The organism is Streptomyces sp. NPDC127068 (assembly GCF_042724695.1).
Lineage (GTDB): Bacteria > Actinomycetota > Actinomycetes > Streptomycetales > Streptomycetaceae > Streptomyces.
Genome location: NZ_JBHXEN010000004.1, coordinates 186,650 through 209,789 on the forward strand (window position 1 = coordinate 186,650; position 23,140 = coordinate 209,789).

The following is a 23,140-nucleotide window of genomic DNA, read 5'->3' on the forward strand; positions in this document are numbered from 1 at the left end:
TCTTCGGTGACCGCTGTGGACCCCAGTGATGGTACGGGCCCCGCGCGGGTGAGCGACCGTACGGGCCCCCCATCCGGGGTGCCGTCGCCGCGCATCCGCCCGGGCACCCGCTCAACGAACCACACCCGGCCGGTGTTCCGGCCCGCCCCCGCGCCCGCTCCCGCGCCCGCCCCCGAGGCCTGACCGGGCCCGACCCGGGGGCCCGCCGGCGGCCCGACGCGTTCCGCCCCCGTCCAGGAGGTCACACCGCCCCGGACGGTATCGTTGCTGCCGGTCGGCCGCTTCGTAGAGTTCCCCGTATCCGGGGAGACCACGCCTTCGTACGAACGTCCAAGGAGTCGTACGGCGGGGAGGGACGGACGACGGCGGACCGTCCGGCTCACGCCGCGCCGGACCAGTGAAACGCCCCCGCAAGAAAGGGCCCCACCGTGGCCGCCAAGCGCCTCGTCGTGTTGGTCTCCGGATCAGGAACGAACCTCCAGGCCCTCCTCGACGCCATCGCCGACGCGGGTCCGGAGCGCTACGGCGCCGAGGTCGTCGCGGTCGGCGCCGACCGACCCGGCACCCTCGGTCTGGAGCGCGCCGAACGCGCCGGACTGCCGACCTTCGTGCGACAGGTGAAGGACTACGGTTCCCGCGACGCCTGGGACCGGGCACTCGCCGAGGCCACCGCGGCCCACGCACCCGACCTGGTCGTCTCGGCCGGGTTCATGAAGATCGTGGGCAAGGAGTTCCTCGCCCGCTTCGGCGGTCGGATCGTCAACACGCACCCCGCCCTGCTGCCGAGTTTCCCCGGGGCCCACGGCGTGCGCGACGCCCTCGCGTACGGCGCCAAGGTCACCGGGTGCACCGTCCACTTCGTCGACGACGGCGTCGACACCGGCCCGGTCATCGCCCAGGGCGTGGTCGAGATCCGGGACGAGGACGACGAAGCCGCGCTCCACGAGCGCATCAAGGAAGTCGAACGCAAGCTGCTCGTCGAGGTCGTCGGCCGGCTGGCCCGCGACGGCTACTCGATCGAGGGACGAAAGGTAGTTATCCCGTGACCGCCGAAGGTACGCAGAGCCCCGAGGGGGCGCAGGTGGCCATCCGCCGGGCGCTGATCAGCGTCTACGACAAGACCGGGCTCGAAGACCTCGCGCGCGGGCTGCACGCCGAGGGCGTCGAACTCGTCTCCACCGGCTCCACCGCCGCGAAGATCGCCGCCGCCGGGGTCCCGGTCACCAAGGTCGAGGACCTGACCGGCTTCCCCGAGTGCCTGGACGGCCGGGTCAAGACGCTGCACCCGCGCGTGCACGCCGGCGTCCTCGCCGACCTCCGCCTCGACGCGCACCGCGCCCAGCTCGCCGAGCTCGGCATCGAGCCGTTCCAGCTGGTCGTGGTCAACCTCTACCCGTTCCGGGAGACCGTGGCGTCCGGCGCGAGCCCCGACGAGTGCGTCGAGCAGATCGACATCGGCGGCCCCTCGATGGTCCGCGCCGCCGCCAAGAACCACCCCTCCGTCGCGATCGTCACCAGCCCGGACCGGTACGCGGACGTGCTGGCCGCGGCGCGCGCCGGCGGCTTCGACCTGCCGGCCCGCAAGCGGCTCGCCGCGGAGGCGTTCCAGCACACCGCCGCGTACGACGTGGCCGTCGCCTCCTGGTTCGCCTCCTCGTACGCGCCCGTCGACGACTCGGCGTTCCCCGACTTCTTCGGCGCCACCTTCGAGCGCCGCAGCAGCCTGCGCTACGGGGAGAACCCGCACCAGGGCGCCGCCCTGTACGTGGACGGCACCGGCGGCCTCGCCGACGCCGAGCAGCTGCACGGCAAGGAGATGTCGTACAACAACTACACGGACACCGACGCCGCGCGCCGGGCCGCGTACGACCACGACGAGCCGTGCGTGGCGATCATCAAGCACGCCAACCCGTGCGGCATCGCGATCGGCGCCAACGTCGCCGAGGCGCACCGCAAGGCCCACGCCTGTGACCCGCTGTCCGCGTTCGGCGGGGTCATCGCCGTCAACCGGCCGGTGACGGAGGAGCTGGCGAAGCAGGTCGCCGAGGTCTTCACCGAGGTCATCGTCGCGCCCGAGTACGAGGACGGCGCCCTGGAGGTGCTGACCCGCAAGAAGAACATCCGGGTGCTGCGCGCCCACCGGGCGCCCGCCGCGCCCGTCGAGGTGAAGCAGATCGACGGCGGTCGGCTGCTCCAGGTCGCCGACCGGCTCCAGGCCGACGGCGACGACCCGTCCTCCTGGACGCTGGCGACCGGTGACGCGCTCTCGCCGGGCGAGCTGGCCGAGTTGGCGTTCGCGTGGCGGGCCTGCCGGGCCGTCAAGTCCAATGCGATCCTGCTCGCCAAGGACGGCGCCTCGGTCGGCGTCGGCATGGGCCAGGTCAACCGGGTCGACTCCGCGAAGCTCGCGGTCGAGCGGGCCGGCGCGGAGCGGTCCCGGGGCTCGTTCGCTGCCTCGGACGCGTTCTTCCCGTTCCCGGACGGGCTGGAGATCCTGCTCGCGGCCGGGGTGCGGGCCGTGGTCCAGCCCGGCGGTTCGGTCCGCGACGAGCTGGTGGTCGAGGCGGCGAAGAAGGCCGGCGTGACGATGTACTTCACCGGCACCCGCCACTTCTTCCACTGACACTGGCACTGACTGGCACTGACGCCGACGCTGACGACGACGGGCCGTGCACCCACCGGTGGGTGCACGGCCCGTCGTCGTACGGTCGACCGTCGCCGTCAGTGGCGCGGCCGGTTGAACCAGGCGGACGCCTGGCCGTTGACCATCGCGGCCATGATGATGCCCGCGATCACCAGCGTGACGACCCCGCCGAAGGTGGCGGTGCCGCCCTGGCCGTTCACGATGTTCGCGAGACCGCCGACGACCATCAGCGAGGCGTACACGATCGTCGTGACGCGGATGCCGGTGCCGCCCTTGGCGAGCTTGACGCCCAGGACGATCGACAGGGCACCGAGCCCGATCAGCAGGGCGGCGAGGACGAACCCGAACCCGGCGACGAAGTCCGTCTCCTCGCCGGAGCCCGCGGTGTTGGACAGGTCCTGGGCGGCGCCCACCGTCAGCCCGACGATCAACCCGGCGAGGATCTGGAAGCCGCTGAGGACGAACAGCAGCACCCGCGCGGTCACCATCAGACCCGGCATGCTCATCGGCATCCCCGCGCCGCCCATGCCGCCCGGGTAGGCGGGGTAGACGGGCTGCGGGGCCTGCGGGTAGGCGTAACCGGGCTGCGGGGCGGGAGCGGGTTGGCCGTAGGGCTGCTGCTGGGGGTAGCCGTACCCGGGGCCCTGCGGGGCCTGGGGAGCCTGCGGCGGCTGGCCGTATCCGGGCTGCTGGGGCGGCGGCTGCCCGTAGGGGTTGTGCGAGTCGCCGTAGCTCATGGCGTCTTCTTCCTCCGTCGAACGTGCTGGGGACGACGCGGATCGGCCCGGAGGAAGTCTTCTCGGATGCGGTCGTACCCCCCGACACTGCCCGCGGTGCTGCGGGGTCATGGTTCTTTAGCCTTCGCTTATTTGTCCAGCCTGCTCGGCTGATCGACGGGTGACTGCGACGACGGTCACCGTCCCGTGACGTGCCCCCGCCCGCGCCGGTCGGTGCGGGCCCGCCCCCACCGGATTGGAACCCGGCGCGTGCCATCCGCGAAGATGGGGCCATGACCGCCCAGATTCTCGATGGCAAGGCCACCGCAGCAGCGATCAAGTCCGAACTGGCCGTCCGCGTGGCGGCCCTCAAGGAGCGGGGCGTCACGCCCGGGCTCGGAACGGTCCTGGTCGGCGACGACCCGGGCAGTCAGAAGTACGTGGCCGGCAAGCACCGCGACTGCGCGCAGGTCGGCATCGCCTCCCTCCAGCGCGAACTGCCCGCCACCGCCACGCAGACGGAGGTCGAGGCGGTCGTCCGCGAGCTGAACGACGACCCGACGTGCACCGGCTACATCGTCCAGCTCCCGTTGCCGAAGGGCATCGACGAGAACCGCGTCCTCGAACTCATGGACCCGGCCAAGGACGCGGACGGCCTCCACCCGACGAACCTGGGCCGACTGGTCCTGGGCGAGCCGGCGCCGCTGCCCTGCACCCCGTTCGGCATCGTCCGGCTGCTGCGCCAGCACGGGGTCGAGATCAACGGCGCCGAGGTCGTCGTCGTGGGCCGCGGGGTCACCATCGGCCGCCCCATGCCACTGCTGCTGACCCGCCGCTCCGAGAACGCCACCGTCACCCAGTGCCACACCGGCACCCGTGACCTCGCCGCCCACCTGCGGCGCGCCGACATCATCGTGGCCGCGGCGGGCGTCCCGCACCTGATCAAGCCGGAGGACGTGAAGCCGGGCGCCGCGGTCCTGGACGTCGGGGTCTCCCGCGACGAGACCGGGAAGATCGTCGGCGATGTGCACCCCGGTGTCGCCGAGGTCGCGGGCTGGCTGTCCCCGAACCCGGGCGGCGTCGGACCGATGACCCGCGCCCAGCTCCTCGTCAACGTCGTCGAGGCGGCGGAACGGAACGCGAACGGTGTCGGCTGACGCCCCTCGCGCCGCTCCCGCCGAGGGCGCCACCGCACTCGGTCGGGGGGAGCCCGCGGAGGGCGCGACCGACGGGTCCAGCGGGGCCGCCGGGACCACCGGCCCGGTCCCGGGTGCGCCCGTCGTCAAGGTCCGCAACCGCCGCTTCTCCCTGACCCGGGACACCGCCCGCCCCGAGGGCGGCGGCCGGGCGGCCCCGGGTGGCGCACCGGCCCCCGCCCGCCAGTGGCCGATGCTCGTCGTGCTCGGCACGGTCGGAGCGGGGCTGCTGCTCACCGCGCTCGACGCCTCCCGGGTCGGCGCGCTGCTGATCGGGGGCGCGCTGCTCGTGGCCGTGCTGCTGCGCTGGGCGCTGCCGTCGGTGGGCATGCTGGCGGCCCGCTCCCGCTTCACGGACATGATCACTTACGGGGTGCTCGGCGGGGCGATCGTGCTGCTGGCGCTGATGACCCAGCCCGAACCGTTGCTGGTGATCCCGTTCCTCGAAGACGTGCTCCACTTCACCATCAAGACGTAGCCCGGGACCGCTCGTGGCCCGTACCCCCCACCGGGGTGCGGGCCGCCGTCGTGTCCGCACCCCGCGCGCCGACGGCTCCGGGCGCCGACCGCGGTCGAAATCGCACGCACCCCCTGCGCACGGGCCTCGGGCGCGGTACGGTGACCGGCGGTAAGCCGCCATGGACCGGGCATCGACCCGTCGCCACGACCGTCGAAACCGAACGCCGGGTTCCGTATCGCGGACGGCCCCGACGGTGGGACACTGGCGCGCAGGCAGCGGACCACCCGCGCGCGAGAGGCGCATGCAGGGTGGTTCGAACGCTTCCGTGCGCCCCCGGGTGGGGAACTGACGTTCCCGCCCCGGGCATCCCTGTGGGTAGTCGGACCGGGATGGGCCACGGGTTCGTGGGTTCACGGGTACGCACAGCGACGGCGACGGCGTACCGGTACGTTCAGGGGGATAGGGGGACACAATGCCTCGTTGGAAGGAATTGCCGGAAGAACTCGACCCACAGGTCAAGGAGTTCACGGGGCAGCTCCGCAGGCTGGTCGACCGCAGCGGTCTGAGCATCGCGGCGGTCTCGGACCGCACGGGCTACAGCAAGACCTCCTGGGAGCGTTACCTCAACGGTCGGTTGCTCGCCCCGAAGGGCGCGATCGTCGCGCTCGCCGAGGTCACCGGCACCAACCCGGTCCACCTGACGACGCTGTGGGAGCTGGCGGAACGGGCCTGGAGCCGCTCCGAGATGCGCCACGACATGACGATGGAGGCCATCCGGATCTCCCAGGCGCGGGCCGCGCTCGGCGAGACCGGGGGCACCGACGTCCGGGGCGGTCGCGCCGCCCACCGGGGAACCGCCGGACGCCCCGCCGGCCCGACCGGACCCGCGGGCCGCCCGGACCGCGCCCCCGGCGCCCGGGGCGGTGCGCACGCCGCCCGCGGTCCCCGCACCGGAGCTGCCGGCCGGCCCGCCGCGGAGTCGGCCCTCGGCTTCTCCGGCGGCCCCGGGACCGCCTCCGACACTCCCCCCTCCGGCAACGACGTCACCTTCCAGAGCGTCCGCTACCAGGGCCCCCTCGGCGGAGCCGTCCCCAACGGCCCCGCCACCCGCCGCCCCGCCCACGGCGGCGGCCCCGTCCCGCAGGCCGCGGGCCCGGGCGGTCCGTTCGGCGGCCCCGGCGGCCCGGGAGGCGGCCCTCCGGGCGGTCGACCGCCGCAGCAGCGCCCCGGCGCCGCGGGCAAGCGCCGCACCACGATGTTCCTCGGGGGAGCCGTCGGCGCGCTGGTCGTGATCGCGGCGGCCTTCTACTTCGCGGGCGGCCTCGACGGCGACGACGACGCGGAGGCCAAGCCGTCCCCCGCCGCCAAGGTCAGCAAGAAGCCGCTGCCGGCCGGCGTCGAGTGCAGCGGCACGGACTGCACCGGCAAGGACCCGGAGACCATGGGCTGCGGCGGCGAGTACGCACGCACCACGGCCACCATCCGGGTCGGCACCTCCACGGTCGAGGTCCGCTACAGCAAGACCTGCGAGTCCGCCTGGGCGCGGATCACCCAGGCCGCGGACGGCGACACCATAGAGATAGCGGCGCCGGGCGCCAAGAAGCAGCTCAGCACGGTGGGCACCACACCGGACACCGACGCCTACACCGCGATGGTGGCGGTCAAGAAGGCCGGCGACGCCAAGGCGTGCGCCACGGTCCGGGCGGCAACGGAGGGCTGCACCCCGTAGGGCGACCCGCGTCCCACCGACCGCACGGGCCCGCCCCCGGGCCCGTGCGGTCGCTGCATTCCGGCCGAATCCGCGCCGCGCGACCCGAGCGCCCCCACCGCCGTTAGCCGTCCGGCGCCCCGTCCGGAGCCCGTACGGAAACCGACGCGCGGAACGTGCATGGAACGGACACCACCGGGCACACGGAGGAATACCCCCACGGGAGCGGCCACCACCCCCGAGGCGGCCGTCCGCTCTCCCCCCCCTGAGCGGACGGCCGCCCATCCCGCACCGTCCGCCGCCCCCGGTTTCCGCCGCCCGTCCCCGCTCCGCACGAGCCGCTCGGCCCGGCGCGCAGCCACCCCGACCACCGACCGCCGAGCCCCCCACAGCACGGAACCAGCCGTCCGCGGGGCCCCCGCCCCGGCTGTGGGGCGGGCCACACGGCCCCGCCGATCCGGGACCGCCGGAGCGCGATAGCCTGACCGCTGGATCTCTCTTGACGCCAAGAGATCGATCATCGGGACCGCTGATCGATCACGTGGGCGCTCGCGCGGGGTCCCGTTTCCGGGGCAGGGACGCCCCACCGCCAGCTGTCATACGGAGAACGCCATGACCCGCACTCCCGTGAACGTCACCGTCACCGGCGGAGCCGGCCAGATCGGTTACGCCCTGCTCTTCCGTATCGCCTCCGGCCAGCTCCTCGGCGCGGACGTGCCGGTCCGGCTGCGGCTCCTGGAGATCACCCCGGCGCTCAAGGCCGCCGAGGGCACCGCGATGGAACTGGACGACTGCGCCTTCCCGCTGCTCCAGGGCATCGACATCAGCGACGACCCCAACGTCGCCTTCGCCGGTGCCAACGTCGCCCTCCTGGTCGGCGCCCGCCCCCGTACCAAGGGCATGGAGCGCGGTGACCTGCTGGAGGCCAACGGCGGCATCTTCAAGCCCCAGGGCAAGGCCATCAACGACCACGCCGCCGACGACATCAAGGTCCTCGTCGTGGGCAACCCGGCCAACACCAACGCCCTGATCGCCCAGGCCGCCGCCCCGGACGTACCGGCCGAGCGCTTCACCGCGATGACCCGCCTCGACCACAACCGCGCGCTGACCCAGCTCGCGAAGAAGACGGGCTCCACGGTCGCCGACATCAAGCGGCTCACCATCTGGGGCAACCACTCCGCCACCCAGTACCCGGACATCTTCCACGCGACGGTCGACGGCAAGAACGCCGCCGAGCTGGTGAACGACGAGAAGTGGCTGGCCGACGAGTTCATCCCGACCGTCGCCAAGCGCGGTGCCGCGATCATCGAGGCCCGTGGCGCCTCGTCCGCCGCCTCCGCCGCGAACGCCGCCATCGACCACGTCCACACCTGGGTCAACGGCACCGCCGACGGCGACTGGACCTCCATGGGCATCCCGTCCGACGGTTCCTACGGCGTGCCCGAGGGGCTCATCTCCTCCTTCCCGGTCACCACGAAGGACGGCGCCTACGAGATCGTCCAGGGCCTCGACGTCAACGAGTTCTCCCGCGCCCGCATCGACGCCTCGGTCAAGGAACTCGCCGAGGAGCGCGACGCGGTCCGCGCCCTGGGTCTCCTCTGACCCCACCCCTCGCACCACCCCCGCCCCCGGCTGCCCTCGGCACCGGGGGCGGGGTCGTGGGGGCCGACGATCGCGCCGAGCCGGGACAGGCCGTCGCGGACGCGCAGACCGCACGCCTGCGCTCCGGCTGAGCCGAACGTGCGCAACGAGCAGGTTCGACGCGCGCAAACGGGTGAATGTCAGCGAGCTTCTGCAACCCCCTTGAGCTGTCGCGCGTCCAGGCCGACGCTTTCTCCATGAACCCTCAGTACTGCTACCGATGCGGCGCCCTGACCGAGAAACCCGTACTGGTGGAGGAGGTGCACAGCGCCAGCGGCCCCGGCCTGGACGTGTACGCCTGCGAGGCGCACGCCCTGCGCGTACCGGCGGCCCTCAGCCAGGCCGCCGCACTGGAGTCGGCGTTCCGGGGCAGCCGCCGGCCGGGCGCCTGAGCAACGCGCCGCCCGCCTGACGGTCGGGCGCGACCCGACCGTCAGGCCGCAGCCCGCTCCGCCGCGCTGCGCTCCACGCAGAACTCGTTGCCCTCGGGGTCGGCCAGCGTCGCCCACCCCGTACCGTCCGGGCGGCGGTGGTCCTCCACGAGGGTGGCGCCGAGGGCGAGCAGCCGCTCGACCTCCTCCTCACGCGTGCGGTCCTGCGGCTGGAGGTCGAGGTGGACCCGGTTCTTGACCGTCTTGCCCTCCGGGACCCGGATGAACAGGAGGTCGACGCCCGCCGAGGCCACCAGGACCTCGGGGTCGCCGGGGTGGTCGTCGTCACCGAGCCGTCCGTCGAGCGCCCCCACCCAGAAGGAGGCCAGGTCGTAGGGGTCCGCGCAGTCGAAGGTCACATGTCGCACCAGAGAACTCATGCGGGCACCCTAGGTGTGCGTCGAGCGCCGGGCCAGCGGGTTTCCGGGTCAGTCGACGATCCCGTCCGCGGTCCGGCGGGCCCGCAGCTCACGGATCGCCTCGCGGCGCGCGAGCCGGTGGGTGCGGCGGATCTGGGCCTCCTGGTGGCGCCGCCGGTCCCGCTCGGACTCCGGCTCCACCGGGGGCACGATCCGGGGCTTGCCGTCCGCGTCGACCGCGGTGAACACCAGGTACGCGGAGCCGACCTGGGTGGCGGTCGTCGACTCGTTCCAACGTTCCGCCATGACCCGGACGCCCACTTCCATGGAGGTCCGCCCGGTCCAGTTGACCTGCGCCTTCACATGGACCAGGTCACCGACCCTGACCGGCTCCAGGAACACCATCTCGTCCATGGACGCGGTGACCGCCGGGCCGCCGGAGTGCCGTCCCGCGACCGCTCCCGCCGCGTCGTCGACCAGTTTCATGATCACGCCGCCGTGCACGGTGCCCAGGAGGTTGGTGTCGTTGTGGGTCATGATGTGGCTGAGCGTCGTCCGGGAGGCGGAGGTGGGCTTGCCCGGGACGCTGGGGCTGCTGTGGGTGCCGGGATCGCCGGGCTCCACGGCAGGGGGCTGTGCTGTCATGTCCTCCACTGTATGGCGTGCGGCGTGCGGTCCATCGGGTGCGTTGCGCTGGGCGTGCGCGGTGGTTGCCCACGCAGTTCCCCGCGCCCCTTTCGGTACGTCCACCTGGCGGTGCGTTGTTCTGTGCGGTGCGCTGGGCCGTTGCGCAGTTCCCCGCGCCCCTTACCGGTACGTCCACCTGGCGGTGCGTTGTTCTGTGCGGTGCGCTGGGCCGTTGCGCAGTTCCCCGCGCCCCTTACTGGTGCGTCCCGCTGGACGTGCGCTGTTCGGTCGGGGTGCGCCCCGCGGTTGCGCAGTTCCCCGCGCCCCTGGATTCCGGTCGCTACCCGCCGCTGCCGCCCGCCCCACCAGCGCACCTCCAAGCGAAGGCGCCCCCGACAGGGGCGCGGGGAACTGCGCGAAGCACGAGCGCACCGCACAGGTCAGCGCACGGCCAGCGGATCGCACCTGATCAGGGGCGCGGGGAACTGCGCGAAGCACGAGCGCACCCCACAGGACAGCGCACGCGCAGCGGATCGCACCTGATCAGGGGCGCGGGGAACTGCGCGGGACAACCACCGCGCACCCCCACCAGATGACCGGAGACGGTCAAGATTGCATCAGCTCTGCAACAGCGCTGCCCCGAGTTTCCGTCCGCCCTGTCAGTACACCGCTGTGACCCGGCACACTTAGCCCATGAACGAGTGGCCCGAGGGGCGTAGCGGCCGGAGCCGCGACGGTGAAGGATATGGCCGCGGCAGCGCGAGCGAGCGGCCCGAGAGCGCCCGCGTGATGCGGCAGGTCCAGCGGGGCCAGGGCCCCGGCCCGCGCCCCTCGGCACCGCCCCGCGGCGTTCCGCAGCAGCACGGCTACGGTCCGCAGGGCCAGGGCGGCGGCCAGCACGGCCAGCAGGAGTACGACAGCGGCTACAACACCGGCCAGGTCTACGGCAACCCCCAGGGCGGGGGCCGGGGCGGCGGCGGTGACGAGGGCCATCTGCGCCCCGGCGGCGGCGGCTCCCGCCCGGCACCCGACTGGAAGCGCCGCATCAAGATCGGCTCCCTCACCCTGTTCATCCTGCTGCTCGTGGTCTCCGTCGGCACCTACTTCTGGGCCGACTCCAAGCTCAAGCGCGAGGTCGACCTGTCCAAGGTCATCGAACGGCCGAAGGACGGCGACGGCACCAACTACCTGATCGTCGGTTCCGACAGCCGCGAGGGCATGTCCGACCAGGAGAAGAAGGACCTGCGCACCGGCTCCGCCAAGGGCAAGCGCACCGACTCGATGATGATCCTGCACGTCGGGGACAGCGGAAACGCGATGATCTCGCTGCCCCGTGACTCGGACGTCGAGATCCCCTCGTTCGTGGGCTCCGAGTCCGGCAAGCGCTACGAGAACACCGGACGCCGGGTGAAGCTGAACGCCGCGTACGCGGAGGACGGCCCCGAGCTCCTCGTCCGCACCGTCGAGCACAACACCGGACTGCGCATCGACCACTACGCGGAGATCGGCTTCGGCGGCTTCGCGAAGATCGTGGACGCGATCGGCGGCGTCGAGATGAACCTGGAGAAGGGCTTCAAGGACAAGCGCTCCGGCGCCGACTTCGAGGCCGGCAAGCAGACCCTCGACGGTCAGGAGGCGCTCGCCTTCGTCCGCACTCGCTACGCGCTCGGCAGCGACCTGGACCGGACCAAGAACCAACAGAAGTTCCTGTCCGCGCTGGCCAGCCAGACGGCGACGGTCGGAACGGTCCTCAACCCGTTCAAGCTCTACCCGACGCTGGGCGCGGGCCTCGGCACCCTGGTCGTGGACCACGACATGGGCCTGTTCGACCTCAGCGAGATGTTCTGGGGCATGAAGGGCGTCACCAGCGGCGACGGCGTCTCCATGAACATCCCCATGTCCGGCTCCCGGGGCAGCAACCTCGTCTGGGACCGGGCGAAGGTCAAGACCCTGGTGGAGCAGCTGAACAACGGCGACAAGATCACCGTCACCGGCAACTGACCCCGTACGCAGCACCGCGCACCGTCGAACGGGCGGGCACCCCCTCCGGGTGCCCGCCCGTTCCGTATCCGCGTCATGCGTGACGCGTCAGCCGCAGGTCACCTCGTCGCCGGACACCGCGCCGAACTCACCGGAGTCCGCCGGATCGGCCACCCGGACCCGGGTGACCCCCCGGTAGTCGGCGCCCGCGACCACCCGCATCACCGCGCCCCGCCCCGGCTCCGGCCGTAGCTCCGCCCCCGGCAGGGCCGCGGCCAGCGACTGCACCGAGCGGTCCCAGCGCGGGTCGTAGTGCACCACCGTGCGCTCCGCGGTCCGGTCGGCCGCGTTCACGGGGCGTCCCGTCGTGCGGAAGCCGGTGCCGCGCAGGGCCGCGTCCACCGTGCCGCCGAGGTCCGCCGTACCGGTGGCGTTCTCCACCTGGACGCGGATCTGGTCCGGCGCCACCTCCACCCTGACCGCCTTGCGCCGCACCTTGTGCGCGGCGAGCGGCTCGTCCTCGCGCAGCGCCTCGAACAGGCGCCCCGCCTTGGCGTCGTTCCACTTCACGGTGGAGCCGAGCCCCTTGACCGGGTGCGCGACGTTCTCGATCGGCACCGTCGTGAACTCCGAGGACGAGGGCGAGAAGCCCCGCATGGCCCGGCCCAGCGTCAACATCTCGTCCGTGCCGAAGTTCTTCGACGCCCGCAGCGAGCCGAGCGACGCCTGGGCGAGTTCCCTGAACCGCACCGGGTTCAACAGGACCCCCGAGGAGGTCGCCTTGGCGATCAACGCGGCCATGAACGTCTGCTGCCGCTGCATCCGCCCCAGGTCGGCGGCGCCGTCGATGTGCCGGGAGCGGACGAACTGGAGGGCCTGCCCGCCGTTCAGGTCGTGCGGTCCGGCCGCGAGGTCGAGACCGGTCGCCGAGTCCTTCAGCGGCTTGGCGGCACAGATGCGGACCCCGCCGACCACGTCGACCGTCCGCATGAAGCTGGTGAAGTCGACCTCCAGGTAGTGGTCGATCTTCACCCCCGTCATGTGCTCCACCGTCCGCACGGTCAGCGGCGGACCGCCCTCCGCGTACGCCGCGTTCAGCTTCACCGGGTGGGCCGCGTACCGCTTCCCGGTCGTCCGGTCGACGCGCTCGGGGATCTTCGCGTACGAGTCCCGGGGCAGGCTCACCACGCTCGCCCGTTCCAGGTCCGCCGAGAGGTGCACGATCATCATCGTGTCGGTGCAGCGGCACGGAGCCCCGCCGAGGTGGTACTTCTCCTTCTCCTCGGGGGTGATCCGGTCCCGGCCGTCCGTGCCGACGAGCAGGAAGTTGGTGCCGTGGCCGGCGCTCGGCCGGTTCTTCATGTCCTTGAACGCGTCCACCCGTTGGATCTCCGCGTCGATGCCCGTCATCAGCGCGTGTCCGATGCCCGCCGCGCCCAGCACGGTCACCGACAGCGCCGTCACCGCGCGGCGCGCCCAGCGGGGCCGCCCGCCGCGCCCCGTGCGCCGTCCCGGGGCCGCGGCAGCGGGTCTGCGTCCGCCCGGGGGAACGGGACGGACGGGACGGCGGGGCGGCTGGGGCACGGGAAGGACACCTTTGCGTACGGGTGCGGTTCGGCGGGCGTGACCGTCGGACCGGTGCCGTGCGGGTCCGGCCGGGGCCGTGGGGCCAAGGCGACGGTACGTCCATAGGAAATGCTGCCCACGCGATCGGCCGGACGGCGCGCGACCGTGTCCCCCGTTCGCGGTAACGTGAAGGACGATGAACGCCACGCCCTCCCCGAAGCTTCCCCCCGTGTCCGTGATCATGCCCGTCCTCAACGAGGAACGGCATCTGCGCGGCGCCGTCCGAGCCATCCTCGCCCAGCAGTACGCGGGCGAGATGGAGGTGGTGATCGCCCTCGGCCCGTCCAAGGACCGCACCGACGAGATCGCCGCCGAACTGGTCCGCGAGGACCCCCGGGTGCACACCGTGCCCAACCCCACGGGACGCACCCCGGCCGCGCTGAACGCCGCGATCAAGGCGTCCCGCCATCCGGTCGTCGTCCGGGTAGACGGGCACGGGATGCTGTCGCCGGACTACATCGCCACGGCCGTGCGGCTGCTGGACGAGACCGGGGCGCAGAACGTCGGCGGCGTCATGCACGCCGAGGGCGAGAACGACTGGGAGCGGGCCGTCGCCGCGGCGATGACCTCCAAGATCGGCGTGGGCAACGCGGCCTTCCACACCGGCGGTCAGGCCGGGCCCGCCGAGACGGTGTACCTCGGGGTGTTCCGTCGCGAGGCCCTGGAGCAACAGGGCGGCTACAACGAGGAGTTCATCCGCGCCCAGGACTGGGAGCTGAACTTCCGCATCCGTGAGGCGGGCGGCGGGATCTGGTTCTCGCCCGAGCTGCGGGTGTCCTACCGGCCGCGGCCCAGCGTGCGGGCGCTCGCCAAGCAGTACAAGGACTACGGCCGTTGGCGGCACGTGGTCGCCCGGTACCACTCGGGCTCCATCAACCTGCGCTACCTGGCACCGCCGACCGCGGTGTGCGCGATCGCCGCGGGCGTCGTGGTCGGCGCCGCGGTCACCCCGCTGGGCTTCGTGGTGCCCGCCGGGTACCTCGCGGCGATCGCCGCCGGGTCGGTGCCCGCGGGGCGGGGACTGTCGTTCGGGGCGCGGCTGCGGATACCGGTGGCGCTCGCGACCATGCACATGTCCTGGGGCTGGGGGTTCCTCACCAGCCCCAAGTCCCTCGCCAAGCGGGTCATCGCCTCACGACGCTGAGACGCCCCGGGGTGACCGGTGGTCCGACGCTCCGGCCGGACCACCGGTCACCCCCGCCTCAGGTCGCCCCGGATCGCCTCAGTAGGTGAAGCCGGGGTTGACCTCCATGCAGGTCTGCTCGTCGGCGCCGTTCAGGAGGTTCGCGGACTTCGGCGCGGAGTCGTCAAGACCGCCGTCCTTCGGATAGACGGAACCCTCCCGCCAGTCCGCGCCCACGGTCAGGGTCACCCCGGAGACCTCGGTGGACTGCTCCACCGACGACAGCGGGATGCCCAGCGCCTTGGCGACCCGCTGGGCGTCCCCCTCCAGGTCCGCGCTCGGGAACGTGATCACGGTCTGGGCCTCGGACACCGCCCGCTGGGTGTCGGCGACCGACCGGTCGAAGCCCTTGCCCGCCAGCAGTTGCGCCACCGTGGAGGCGCGCCCCGCGGCCGGTGCGAGCACGTCGGTACGGGTGCCGTTCACGATCTGCACGGCGATCTGCGCGTCCGGCGCGGGCGGGTCGTCGGACAGCTTCGCCTTCTTCTTCCGCTTCTTGTCCTTGCCGTCCAGCGAGATGTCCTCGCGGATCAGCCGGAACAGCTGCTCCGCGTCCCCGGGCTTGGGCACGACCCGCGGGCCGAGGTAGTCGAACGGCATCGTCGTCATGGTGATGCGGTCCGGCGGCACCTTGCGCAGCTCGTTGCCGAGTTCGTACAGCTTCATCACGTCGTCCAGCCCCTTGTCGACGGTGAGCGCCCGGGTCGCGGTCTCGGCGAGGCCCCGCAGCTTGCCGGGGTTGCTGAGGGTGGCGTTCTTCCGCAACTCCCGCACCATCGAACTCATGTACATGTGCTGGGCCTTCGCCCGGCCGATGTCGCTGCCGTCGCCGAAGCCGTAGCGGGTGCGCAGCCACTGGAGGGCCTGTTCGCCCTTGATGGAGTGGGTGCCCTCGGGGAGCTTCAGGCCGGAGCCCTTGTTGCTGGCGGTGTGCGAGTAGATGTTCTTGTCCACGCACACGGGGACGCCGCCGATCGCGTCGGCCATGTCGACCACGCCCGCGAAGTCCACCTGGATGAAGTGGTTGATGTGGATGTCGGTGAGCTTCTCCCAGGTGGCGACCGTGCAGCCGGCGCCACCGCGCCCCAGCGACTGGTTGGTCATCACCCGCCCGTTGCTCGCCGGGTGCGTTTCGCCCTCCGGGTCGGTGCACTTGGGGATCTCCACCAGGGTGTCCCGGGGCATGCTGACCACGGACATGTTGGAGCGGTCCGCGGACAGGTGCACCAGCATCTGCACATCGGCCAGCGGGGCCGCGCCGACGCTCTCCCGGGAGCCGCCGAGCCGCAGGTTCTCCTTGGTGTTCCGGCTGTCCGAGCCGATGAGGAGGATGTTGAGGGGGGTCTGCCCCGCGGCGTTCGGGGTGGGGGTCGGGGCCTTGTGCTCGCCGATGTTCAACTCGCCCTTGCGGATGTTGCCGTTCAAGTGGCGGTAGTAGAGGTATCCGGCGCCGGCCGTGCCGAGTATGACGACCGAGAGGACCAGTGCGGCCCAGCGCAGTATGCGGCGCTTGCGGCGCGCCGGCCGGACGCCCGGCCCGCGGCCCCCGCCGCCCGGCCGACCGGCACCGCGGCCGGCGGGCCCCGGGCGGGAACCCGCCGCGCCGGCGGGGCGCTTGCCCCCGGCGGGCCGACGGGAGGCGCCCCGGTCGCGGGGGGCGTCCTCGGCGAGTGCGGCGACGCTCTCCCCGGTTGCCCCGCCCTCCGGGTCCCGCAGGGCCGGCGCCGCGTCGGCGTCCGCCCCCGACTGCTCGTCCGCGAGGTCCGTTCCGCTCCGGGCGGGCGCGTCGCCGCGGCGGACGCGTGGACGGGACTCCTCCCCACGCATGCCACTTCGGCCCATTCGCCACCCCTCCCAGCACGCCGCCGTAGAACCCAGGTATCCCGTTAGACGCCCGAGACACCCAAAGGGTTACTCCGCGCAGACCGCTTTGTCCGCCTCGACCTTCTGAACCCCCTCCGGCACCTTCTCCGGGGGTTTCATCGCTGCTCCTGCGCCCTTGAAGTCCGGGCCGAGCGTCAGCACGATCGCCGGGAGCCCCTGTGCGTTCGTTTCGCTCTCGCCCGGCTTCATGGCGGAGGCGGACAGACCCATCAGACTCGCCAGTCGGCGGGCCTGGTCGGCCTGTTCGGGAGCGTACGCGAGCTGGGTCTTCGAGACGTCTGCCGGCGCGTTCCCGAGCTGGCTGGACTTGAGCACGCCCCCAGTGTTCTGCAAGTAGGTGAGAGTTTCCTGAGCGGAGCCCGCTTCGGCGCCGCCGTTGTAGATGTGCACCCGTACATCGGCGGGGTCCGCCATCGGGCCCTTCAACAGTCCGGCCTGGGCGGCCTTCTCCTTCTTGGCCTTCGCCTTCTTCTGCTGCTCGACCTCGGTCAGCGAGACGTCGTTGCTGATCATCGCGAACAGCGGGTCGGCCTTGGCGCGGTCCACCACGACGGTCGCTTTGACGCGTTCGGCGGGGTTGTCGAGCACGGGCAGCGTCGCGAAGCTGATGTTCTTCGGGTCCACCTTCGCCAGCTCCATGCCCACGTCCTTGAGCTTGGTGATGCTGCCGATCCCGGTGTCCACCTCCAGCGCCTCGGTGGCCGCCTCGGCGAGGTCGAACAAGCGGCTGGGGCTGGTCAGCGTGTCGCTCGACTTGAGCTTGCGCATCAGCGAGCCGAGGAACTGCTGCTGCACCTGGATGCGGTCCAGGTCGCCCTGGTTGCCGAAGCTGTGCCGGGTCCGGACGAAGGCGAGGGCGTCCTCGCCCTTCAGGGTGTGCTTGCCGGCGGAGAGCTTGAGGTGCGACTTGGGGTCGTCGACGTCCTTGGCGACGCAGACCTCCACGCCGCCCACGGCCGTCGTCAGCGTCTTCACCGCGTTGAAGTCCGCGAGCATGAAGTGGTCGGGCTGGATGCCGGTCAGCTCCTTGACCGTCCGCATCGCGCAGCCCGCGTCCCGCCCCTCCTGGCCGAGGCTGGTGTTGAACCGCACGCCCGTCTCGCCGGGGATCACCTCGGTGCTGCCGTCCGGCTGCTTGGTCGGACAGTCGGGGATGTCCGTGATGAGGTCCCGCGGGATGCTCAGCACGGTCGCGTTCGTCCGGTCCTTCGCGACGTGCAGCAGCAGGGCGGTGTCGGCGTGGCCGGCGCTGTTCTTGTCGCCGTAGCCGCCGTTGCCCTCACCGGTGCGCTTGTCGGTGCCGATCAGCAGGATGTTGACGGCCTTGTCCTTGCTGAAGCCGCCGGCGCCCGCACTGCCCACGTCGGTGGTGGTGATGTTGCCGTTCAGGTGCTCCAGGTAGAAGTAGGCACCGGTGCCCGCCCCGACGAGGACGACGGCGAGGACGCCGCCCGTCCAGGCGAGGACCTTCTTGCCCCGGGACGACTTGCCGGAACCGGCGGAACGTCCCCGGCGGCGGTTCGGCGGCGGGGGCGGCGCCCCGCGGCGCCTGCGCTGGCCCGGTACGTCACCTGTGCCCGTACCGGTGCGGCGCGGGGCGTCGGGGGAGGTGCGGGGGCCCGGGGCGCGGCGGCCGGTTCCCCGGGGGGAAGGCGCCGCCGGCGGGTCGGGGGAGGGGCCCAGTCGCAGTTCGTAGTCACCGGTCTGCGGGTTCAGCACCCACTGGTCGGCGGGGTCCACGTCGTCCCCCGGCCCACGGCCTTGCGCGTCCACGGTTGTTAGCGTCCTCCGTCAGGCCCCACGCGACGCCACCCCCCTCGAAGGCGCACGGCAGCTCGGTCTCTCGGTGCTCGGTGCGCGACGACCGCAGGCACCGGGATCGCTCACACTATCCGCCCAATTGGGCGTAGAGCGATGACGGTGACACATTGCACGTCTTGATAACCGGGCAATCCGGCTCATACGTTCGGCGGAGTCGTGCGCTACGGAGATCCGGGGCCGGTCTTCGGGCGGCCCCGTGCTCCGGCGGGGGAGCGGCCGGGGTCGGGGCGCCGGTCAGCGCACCGTGGCGGTCACGCGTTCGACCTCGACGCGCTTCGCGAGCGCCTCCTCGTCGAGTGCCTCGGCGTTGCGGCACAGCACCACCGAGCCGCCGGCGGCGAGCGGCCCGTACAGTCCGGCCGACAGTCCGTCCCAGGTGTCGTACCCGCGCAGCGACAGCACCCGGGCACCGGGACCGGCGATCCCGAACCGTCCGGCGTCGGCGACGGCACGTTCCACGACCTCGGCGCCCGAGTACTCGGCGCCCGCGACGATCAGCGCGTCGGCGGCGGGGTCCACGGGCGCGAACGGAACGAACCGGTCCCCCTGCGAGGGCACCTCGACCGCGTAGTCCGCGAACCCCTCGGGCGTTACGGGGAAACGTCCGCCGAGCGGACGCAGTGCCAGGGCGATCCGCTCCCCGCCGCAGGCCCGCGCCGTCTCCAGCGCATCGGGGCCGGCCACCACCACGTCCGCGCGCCCGGCCGACCCGCCGACATCGGCGACGGCGCCCACCGAGGAACAGGCCAGCAGCCAGACGGCGGTCTGCCAGTGCGCGGGGAGCAGCAGGGCGACCCGGTCGCCGGGTTCCGCGCCCAGCTCGCCCTGGAGCAGGTTGGCGGTCTTGGCCACCCAATTGGCGAACGTCGCCACGGACAATTCGACCCGTTCTCCGGTCGCGTCGTCGTAGAAGGTCACCAGCGGGCGGGACGGGTCCGCGGCGAGCGCGGATCGCAGCAGGTCGGCGGGGGTGCGGTCGGATGCGTTCACGCGCGCAAGGCTACGCGGCCGGCCCGGGCGGTCGCACGGGGTCGCGCAGGGGCGCACGGGGTCGCGCGGGACGGCGCGGACCGGCCGGGCGGCCGGCCGGGTGAAGCGGCCGGGCCGGCCGGGTGAAGGTGCGCTCCGCGCGGGTGGGGCGCAGTCCGTCGCGAGCGAACGGCCCGTCAGCTCCCGGATGGACATATCGTCACATTCATGTCCAGTATCGGGCGTATGCGTGGATTCATTGCTTCTTCGATCGGCGTCACGTGCGCGATCGCACTGACCTTCCCGCTCACCCTCCCCTCCGGAGCCCAGGCCGCGCCGCGCGGCACGGACGCCGCGCCACCCGGCCTCCGGCCCGGTGCCCCGGCCCTCGACCCCGCCCCGCTCCCCGGCAGCACCCAGTCCCTCCCGCTCACGGCCCGACCGACCGACCGCACCCTGGCCCCCGACGCGCAGGAGCAGGGCGTCCCGCCGCGGGACGTCCGCCCGTTCTCGCTCCTCGGAGTCGTCTGGGACGAGGTCCGCACCGTGCTCGACGGCGAGGTGCAGGTCCGCACCCGCGCCACCGGAACCGGCACCTGGTCCGGCTGGCGGTCCGTCAACACCCACGGCCACGACCACGCCGCCGACCCCGGCTCCGCCGAGGCCCGCTCCGGACGGGTCCGCGGCGCCACCGCCCCCCTGTGGGTCGGCGACTCGGACGGCGTCGAGGTGCGCGTCACCGGCCACTCCCACCGGGACGCCCACCGACCCGCCCCCCTCCCCGAGGGCCTGCGCCTCGAACTCGTCGACCCGGGCCCGGAGCCCGCCCCCGACCGCGCGTCCGGACCCGTGGCCGCGCCCGCGGGCGGAGCCGTCTCCAGGGGACGCCGGGCGGCCTCCGCGGACGTCCCGGGGGCGTACGAGGTCCCCGAGATCCCCGACTTCGGCGACCTCTCCGACCTCTCCCACCTCTCTGACGTCCTCGGTACCGACCAGGACCGCGCCCCGGCCGCCGCCGGCCCCCACACCGCACCCCGACCCAAGATCGTCTCCCGCAAGAAGTGGGGCGCCGACGAGAGCCTGCGGGAAAGCGGCTTCGGGTACACCAACTCCGTCAAGGCGGCCTTCGTCCACCACAGCTTCACCGGCAACAACTACCGCTGCTCCCAAGCGCCTTCGGTCATTCGCGGTATCTACCGCTACCACGTGGTGAGCAGTGGCTGGCGCGACATCGGCTACAACTTCCTGGTCGACAAGTGCGGCACCGTCTACGAGGGCCGCGCCGGCGGAGTGAGCAAGGCCGTGCTCGGCGCCCACACCCGGGGCTTCAACACCAACACCACGGGCATCGCGGTCCTCGGCTCCTACGGCAGCACCACCCCGCCCGCCGCCGCCGTGAAGGGCATCGCCAAGCTCGCGGCCTGGAAATTGGGGCTGTATGGAGTCAATCCGAAGGCCAAGACATATCTCACCTCGGGCGGTGGCAATCTGTACCGAAAGGGCGAGAAGGTTCGGCTCCAGGTGATCTCCGGTCACCGTGACGGTTTCGCCACGGAGTGCCCAGGGGCCCGCCTCTACGGCAAGTTGGGGACCGCCCGCAGCAGTGCGGCCCGCCTCCAGGGACGCTGATCACGCAACCACCGTCACCCCTGATCGCGTCTGCCCGGCGGGTTGGTCCACACACCGGCCGGCCGGCGACGCGTTCGGTCGGCCCTGGCAGAAGGCAGAGACGACAGGTGACAGAAGCGATCCTCCTGGTGGGCGGCAAAGGCACCAGACTGCGCCCGCTCACGGTCAACACCCCCAAGCCGATGGTCCCGGCGGCCGGGGTGCCCTTCCTGACCCACCAGCTGGCGAGGGCCCGGGCGGCGGGCATCGACCACATCGTGCTCGCCACCTCCTACCTCGCGGAGGTCTTCGAACCGTACTTCGGGGACGGTTCCGCCCTGGGGCTGCGCCTGGAGTACGTCACCGAACGCGAACCCCTCGGCACCGGCGGGGCGATCCGCAACGCCGCGGCCCGGTTGCAGGCCGGCCCCGGCGACCCCGTCGCCGTCTTCAACGGCGACATCCTCACCGGGCTCGACATCCGCGCCCTGTACGCCACCCACGACGAATCCGGCGCCGACGTCTCCCTGCACCTCACCCGGGTCCCCGACCCGCGCGCCTACGGACTGGTGCCGACCGACCCCACGGGCCGGGTCACCGCGTTCCTGGAGAAGCCCCAGACCCCCCAGGAGATCGTCACCGACCAGATCAACGCGGGCGCGTACGTGTTCCGCCGCTCCGTCATCGACACCATCCCCGCCGGGCGCCCCGTCTCCGTGGAACGGGAGACCTTCCCCGGCCTGTTGGCCTCCGGCGCCCACCTCCAGGGCATGGTCGACTCCACCTACTGGCTCGACCTCGGCACGCCCCGGGCGTTCGTGCGCGGCTCGGCGGACCTGGTCCTCGGCCGCGCCCCGTCCCCCGCGGTGCCGGGCCGCTGCGGGGACCGACTGGTGCTGCCCACCGCACAGGTGGCCGCCGACGCCAAACTCACCGGGGGCACCGTCATCGGACACGGCGCACGGGTCGGCTCCGGCGCCCGGATCACCGGCAGCACCGTCCTGTCGGGCGCGGTCATCGCCCCCGGGACCGTCATCACCGACTCCCTCGTCGGGGCCCGCGCCCACATCGGCGCCCGGACCACGCTGCGGGACACCGTCATCGGCGACGACGCGCAGGTCGGCCCCGACAACGAACTGCGCGACGGCGCCCGGGTGTGGTGCGGGGCGGCCCTGCCCGCCGGCGCGGTGCGCTTCTCCTCGGACCAGTGAGCCCCGCCCCCGCACCGACGGCACGTCCTACAGCAGTCCGATGTCGGTGCGGGGCATCTTGGGGTGGCGGCGCGCGGGCACCCGCCCGGACAACAGCACCAGCCGGGCCGCCCGGTGCCGCTGCCCCGCGTACGGCTCCAGCAACCGCAGCATCTCGGCGTCGTCCGCGTCCCGGTCCCCGGCCAGCGCGTACCCGATGATCCCGGGCAGGTGCAGATCGCCGACGGTGACGCAGTCGGCGGCCCCGTGGCTGCGCTGCACCACCTCCGCCGAGGTCCAGGGGCCCACCCCGGGGATCACCTCCAGCCGCCGCCGCGCGGCCTCCGGCTCCAGCGCACCGGCCTGCTCCAACCGGCCGGCGACCCGCACCGCCCGCAGGATCGTCGCCGCCCGCTTGTCGTCCACCCCGGCCCGGTGCCACTCCCAGGACGGCACCCGCAGCCAGCTGCCGGCGGCGGGCGGCACGTGCAGCAGCGGCGCCCGGTCACCCTCCCCGGCCGGACCGGGCGCGGGCTCGCCGAAGCCCCGCACCAGCAGCCGCCACGCCCGGTACGCCTCGTCGGCGGTCACCTTCTGCTCCAGGACGGACGGGATCAGCGACTCCATCACCAGCCCCGTCCGGACCAGCCGCAGCCCGGCCCGCCGCCGCCAGGCGTGCGCGACGATCCGGTGCCGGGGCACGAACTCCTCGGGCCGGTCCGCCGCGCCCAGCAGCACGGGCAGCCGGTCGAGCAGCCACTCGGCCCCCGGACCCCAGGCGGTGCCCTCGACGTCCGCCCCGCGCGCCGCCACCCGCAGCGTCCCCGGCCCGGCGGGCGTCCGGCAGGCCCGCCACACCGAGCCGTCCGCCAACGCCCGGAACGTCGGATCGCCGGGACCCCGCCGCAGCGGCCCGAGCACCAGCCCCAGGTCGACCGGCCCGTCGGGGGCCCACACCCGGGTACGGCCCGTCGCTGGCGGTACGGCGCCCCGGCCCGGCCGTGCGGACGGCACGCCGACGACACCGCCCCGCACGGTCACCCGTGTGGGCCGCTGCTCGAAACGTCCAGCCATCGCCCGCGTCCTGTGCTCGTCCG

General features: G+C 73.0%; 19 protein-coding genes. 11 read left to right on the forward strand and 8 right to left on the reverse strand.

Annotated elements, in window-relative coordinates; genetic code table 11:
- The first annotated feature begins 428 nt into the window (after nt 1-428).
- Nucleotides 429-1,046, forward strand: coding sequence for a phosphoribosylglycinamide formyltransferase (gene purN / locus ACFWIA_RS03980; RefSeq protein ID WP_387000101.1), 618 nt, complete (start codon nt 429-431; stop codon nt 1,044-1,046).
- Entirely contained in the window at nt 1,043-2,623 is a 1,581-nt protein-coding gene (gene purH, locus ACFWIA_RS03985) for a bifunctional phosphoribosylaminoimidazolecarboxamide formyltransferase/IMP cyclohydrolase (RefSeq protein ID WP_387000104.1), read from the forward strand. Before purN ends, purH begins: the two co-directional genes overlap by 4 nt.
- Nucleotides 2,624-2,721: 98 nt before the next feature.
- Here purH and ACFWIA_RS03990 read toward each other — a convergent pair whose 3' ends face one another.
- Nucleotides 2,722-3,381, reverse strand: coding sequence for a hypothetical protein (locus ACFWIA_RS03990; protein WP_387000106.1), 660 nt, complete (start codon nt 3,379-3,381; stop codon nt 2,722-2,724).
- A gap of 272 nt (nt 3,382-3,653) precedes the next feature.
- Here ACFWIA_RS03990 and ACFWIA_RS03995 point away from each other — a divergent pair, with 272 nt between their 5' ends.
- From ACFWIA_RS03995 to ACFWIA_RS04015, 5 genes are all read left to right on the forward strand, one after another.
- On the forward strand, nt 3,654-4,517 hold the full coding sequence (locus ACFWIA_RS03995; RefSeq protein ID WP_387000108.1) for a bifunctional methylenetetrahydrofolate dehydrogenase/methenyltetrahydrofolate cyclohydrolase: 864 nt from the start codon (nt 3,654-3,656) through the stop codon (nt 4,515-4,517).
- On the forward strand, nt 4,507-5,034 hold the full coding sequence (locus ACFWIA_RS04000) for a DUF3017 domain-containing protein (RefSeq protein ID WP_387000110.1): 528 nt from the start codon (nt 4,507-4,509) through the stop codon (nt 5,032-5,034). The genes ACFWIA_RS03995 and ACFWIA_RS04000 overlap by 11 nt, the downstream gene beginning before the upstream one ends.
- Nucleotides 5,035-5,488: 454 nt before the next feature.
- Nucleotides 5,489-6,745 carry a DUF2690 domain-containing protein gene (locus tag ACFWIA_RS04005; protein ID WP_387000112.1) on the forward strand — a complete coding sequence of 419 codons (1,257 nt, stop codon included), beginning with the start codon at nt 5,489-5,491 and terminating at the stop codon, nt 6,743-6,745.
- A 591-nt stretch (nt 6,746-7,336) separates the two neighbouring features.
- On the forward strand, nt 7,337-8,326 hold the full coding sequence (locus ACFWIA_RS04010; protein ID WP_387000114.1) for a malate dehydrogenase: 990 nt from the start codon (nt 7,337-7,339) through the stop codon (nt 8,324-8,326).
- A gap of 236 nt (nt 8,327-8,562) precedes the next feature.
- Nucleotides 8,563-8,757: a hypothetical protein gene (locus ACFWIA_RS04015; protein ID WP_385493484.1), complete on the forward strand. Its 195-nt coding sequence runs from the start codon at nt 8,563-8,565 to the stop codon at nt 8,755-8,757.
- A 41-nt stretch (nt 8,758-8,798) separates the two neighbouring features.
- On the opposite strand, the gene ACFWIA_RS04020 is transcribed toward ACFWIA_RS04015, so the two are convergent.
- Both ACFWIA_RS04020 and ACFWIA_RS04025 read right to left on the reverse strand, forming a co-directional pair.
- A complete protein-coding gene (locus ACFWIA_RS04020; RefSeq protein WP_387000116.1) occupies nt 8,799-9,176 on the reverse strand; it encodes a VOC family protein in 378 nt (125 codons plus the stop codon).
- 48 nt (nt 9,177-9,224) lie between these two features.
- Complete coding sequence (locus ACFWIA_RS04025; protein ID WP_387000118.1) at nt 9,225-9,800, reverse strand: acyl-CoA thioesterase; 576 nt, start codon at nt 9,798-9,800, stop codon at nt 9,225-9,227.
- A gap of 675 nt (nt 9,801-10,475) precedes the next feature.
- Between ACFWIA_RS04025 and ACFWIA_RS04030 the strand changes: the two genes are divergently transcribed.
- Nucleotides 10,476-11,783 (forward strand): LCP family protein, encoded by a 1,308-nt coding sequence (locus ACFWIA_RS04030; protein ID WP_387000120.1) that lies wholly within the window; start codon nt 10,476-10,478, stop codon nt 11,781-11,783.
- A gap of 87 nt (nt 11,784-11,870) precedes the next feature.
- Here the strand turns inward: ACFWIA_RS04030 and ACFWIA_RS04035 are convergent, their stop codons facing one another.
- Nucleotides 11,871-13,346, reverse strand: coding sequence for an LCP family protein (locus ACFWIA_RS04035; protein ID WP_387000122.1), 1,476 nt, complete (start codon nt 13,344-13,346; stop codon nt 11,871-11,873).
- Between the two features lie 178 nt (nt 13,347-13,524).
- On the opposite strand from ACFWIA_RS04035, the gene ACFWIA_RS04040 reads away from it, so the two are divergent.
- Nucleotides 13,525-14,532 carry a glycosyltransferase family 2 protein gene (locus ACFWIA_RS04040; protein WP_387000124.1) on the forward strand — a complete coding sequence of 336 codons (1,008 nt, stop codon included), beginning with the start codon at nt 13,525-13,527 and terminating at the stop codon, nt 14,530-14,532.
- A 78-nt stretch (nt 14,533-14,610) separates the two neighbouring features.
- Here the strand turns inward: ACFWIA_RS04040 and ACFWIA_RS04045 are convergent, their stop codons facing one another.
- From ACFWIA_RS04045 to ACFWIA_RS04055, 3 genes are all read right to left on the reverse strand, one after another.
- Nucleotides 14,611-16,398, reverse strand: coding sequence for an LCP family protein (locus tag ACFWIA_RS04045; protein ID WP_387000126.1), 1,788 nt, complete (start codon nt 16,396-16,398; stop codon nt 14,611-14,613).
- Nucleotides 16,399-16,482: 84 nt separating this feature from the next.
- Complete coding sequence (locus ACFWIA_RS04050; RefSeq protein ID WP_387000128.1) at nt 16,483-18,228, reverse strand: LCP family protein; 1,746 nt, start codon at nt 18,226-18,228, stop codon at nt 16,483-16,485.
- 282 nt (nt 18,229-18,510) lie between these two features.
- Complete coding sequence (locus tag ACFWIA_RS04055; RefSeq protein ID WP_387000130.1) at nt 18,511-19,266, reverse strand: TIGR03089 family protein; 756 nt, start codon at nt 19,264-19,266, stop codon at nt 18,511-18,513.
- Between the two features lie 207 nt (nt 19,267-19,473).
- On the opposite strand from ACFWIA_RS04055, the gene ACFWIA_RS04060 reads away from it, so the two are divergent.
- Together ACFWIA_RS04060 and ACFWIA_RS04065 are read left to right on the forward strand one after the other, a co-directional pair.
- Complete coding sequence (locus ACFWIA_RS04060) at nt 19,474-20,874, forward strand: N-acetylmuramoyl-L-alanine amidase (protein ID WP_387000132.1); 1,401 nt, start codon at nt 19,474-19,476, stop codon at nt 20,872-20,874.
- A 107-nt stretch (nt 20,875-20,981) separates the two neighbouring features.
- On the forward strand, nt 20,982-22,064 hold the full coding sequence (locus tag ACFWIA_RS04065; RefSeq protein ID WP_387000135.1) for a sugar phosphate nucleotidyltransferase: 1,083 nt from the start codon (nt 20,982-20,984) through the stop codon (nt 22,062-22,064).
- Nucleotides 22,065-22,091: 27 nt separating this feature from the next.
- On the opposite strand, the gene ACFWIA_RS04070 is transcribed toward ACFWIA_RS04065, so the two are convergent.
- Nucleotides 22,092-23,117 (reverse strand): DNA-3-methyladenine glycosylase family protein, encoded by a 1,026-nt coding sequence (locus ACFWIA_RS04070; protein ID WP_387000137.1) that lies wholly within the window; start codon nt 23,115-23,117, stop codon nt 22,092-22,094.
- Nucleotides 23,118-23,140: the final 23 nt, after the last annotated feature.

What these genes read in the sequence shown, in the direction of transcription:
- ACFWIA_RS03990 (WP_387000106.1), bottom strand. Translation starts at nt 3,381, where the DNA reads ATGAGCTACGGCGACTCGCACAACCCCTACGGGCAGCCGCCGCCCCAG.
- ACFWIA_RS03995 (WP_387000108.1), top strand. Translation starts at nt 3,654, where the DNA reads ATGACCGCCCAGATTCTCGATGGCAAGGCCACCGCAGCAGCGATCAAG.
- ACFWIA_RS04005 (WP_387000112.1), top strand. Translation starts at nt 5,489, where the DNA reads ATGCCTCGTTGGAAGGAATTGCCGGAAGAACTCGACCCACAGGTCAAG.
- ACFWIA_RS04010 (WP_387000114.1), top strand. Translation starts at nt 7,337, where the DNA reads ATGACCCGCACTCCCGTGAACGTCACCGTCACCGGCGGAGCCGGCCAG.
- ACFWIA_RS04015 (WP_385493484.1), top strand. Translation starts at nt 8,563, where the DNA reads ATGAACCCTCAGTACTGCTACCGATGCGGCGCCCTGACCGAGAAACCC.
- ACFWIA_RS04020 (WP_387000116.1), bottom strand. Translation starts at nt 9,176, where the DNA reads ATGAGTTCTCTGGTGCGACATGTGACCTTCGACTGCGCGGACCCCTAC.
- ACFWIA_RS04025 (WP_387000118.1), bottom strand. Translation starts at nt 9,800, where the DNA reads ATGACAGCACAGCCCCCTGCCGTGGAGCCCGGCGATCCCGGCACCCAC.
- ACFWIA_RS04030 (WP_387000120.1), top strand. Translation starts at nt 10,476, where the DNA reads ATGAACGAGTGGCCCGAGGGGCGTAGCGGCCGGAGCCGCGACGGTGAA.
- ACFWIA_RS04040 (WP_387000124.1), top strand. Translation starts at nt 13,525, where the DNA reads ATGAACGCCACGCCCTCCCCGAAGCTTCCCCCCGTGTCCGTGATCATG.
- ACFWIA_RS04045 (WP_387000126.1), bottom strand. Translation starts at nt 16,398, where the DNA reads ATGCGTGGGGAGGAGTCCCGTCCACGCGTCCGCCGCGGCGACGCGCCC.
- ACFWIA_RS04060 (WP_387000132.1), top strand. Translation starts at nt 19,474, where the DNA reads ATGTCCAGTATCGGGCGTATGCGTGGATTCATTGCTTCTTCGATCGGC.
- ACFWIA_RS04070 (WP_387000137.1), bottom strand. Translation starts at nt 23,117, where the DNA reads ATGGCTGGACGTTTCGAGCAGCGGCCCACACGGGTGACCGTGCGGGGC.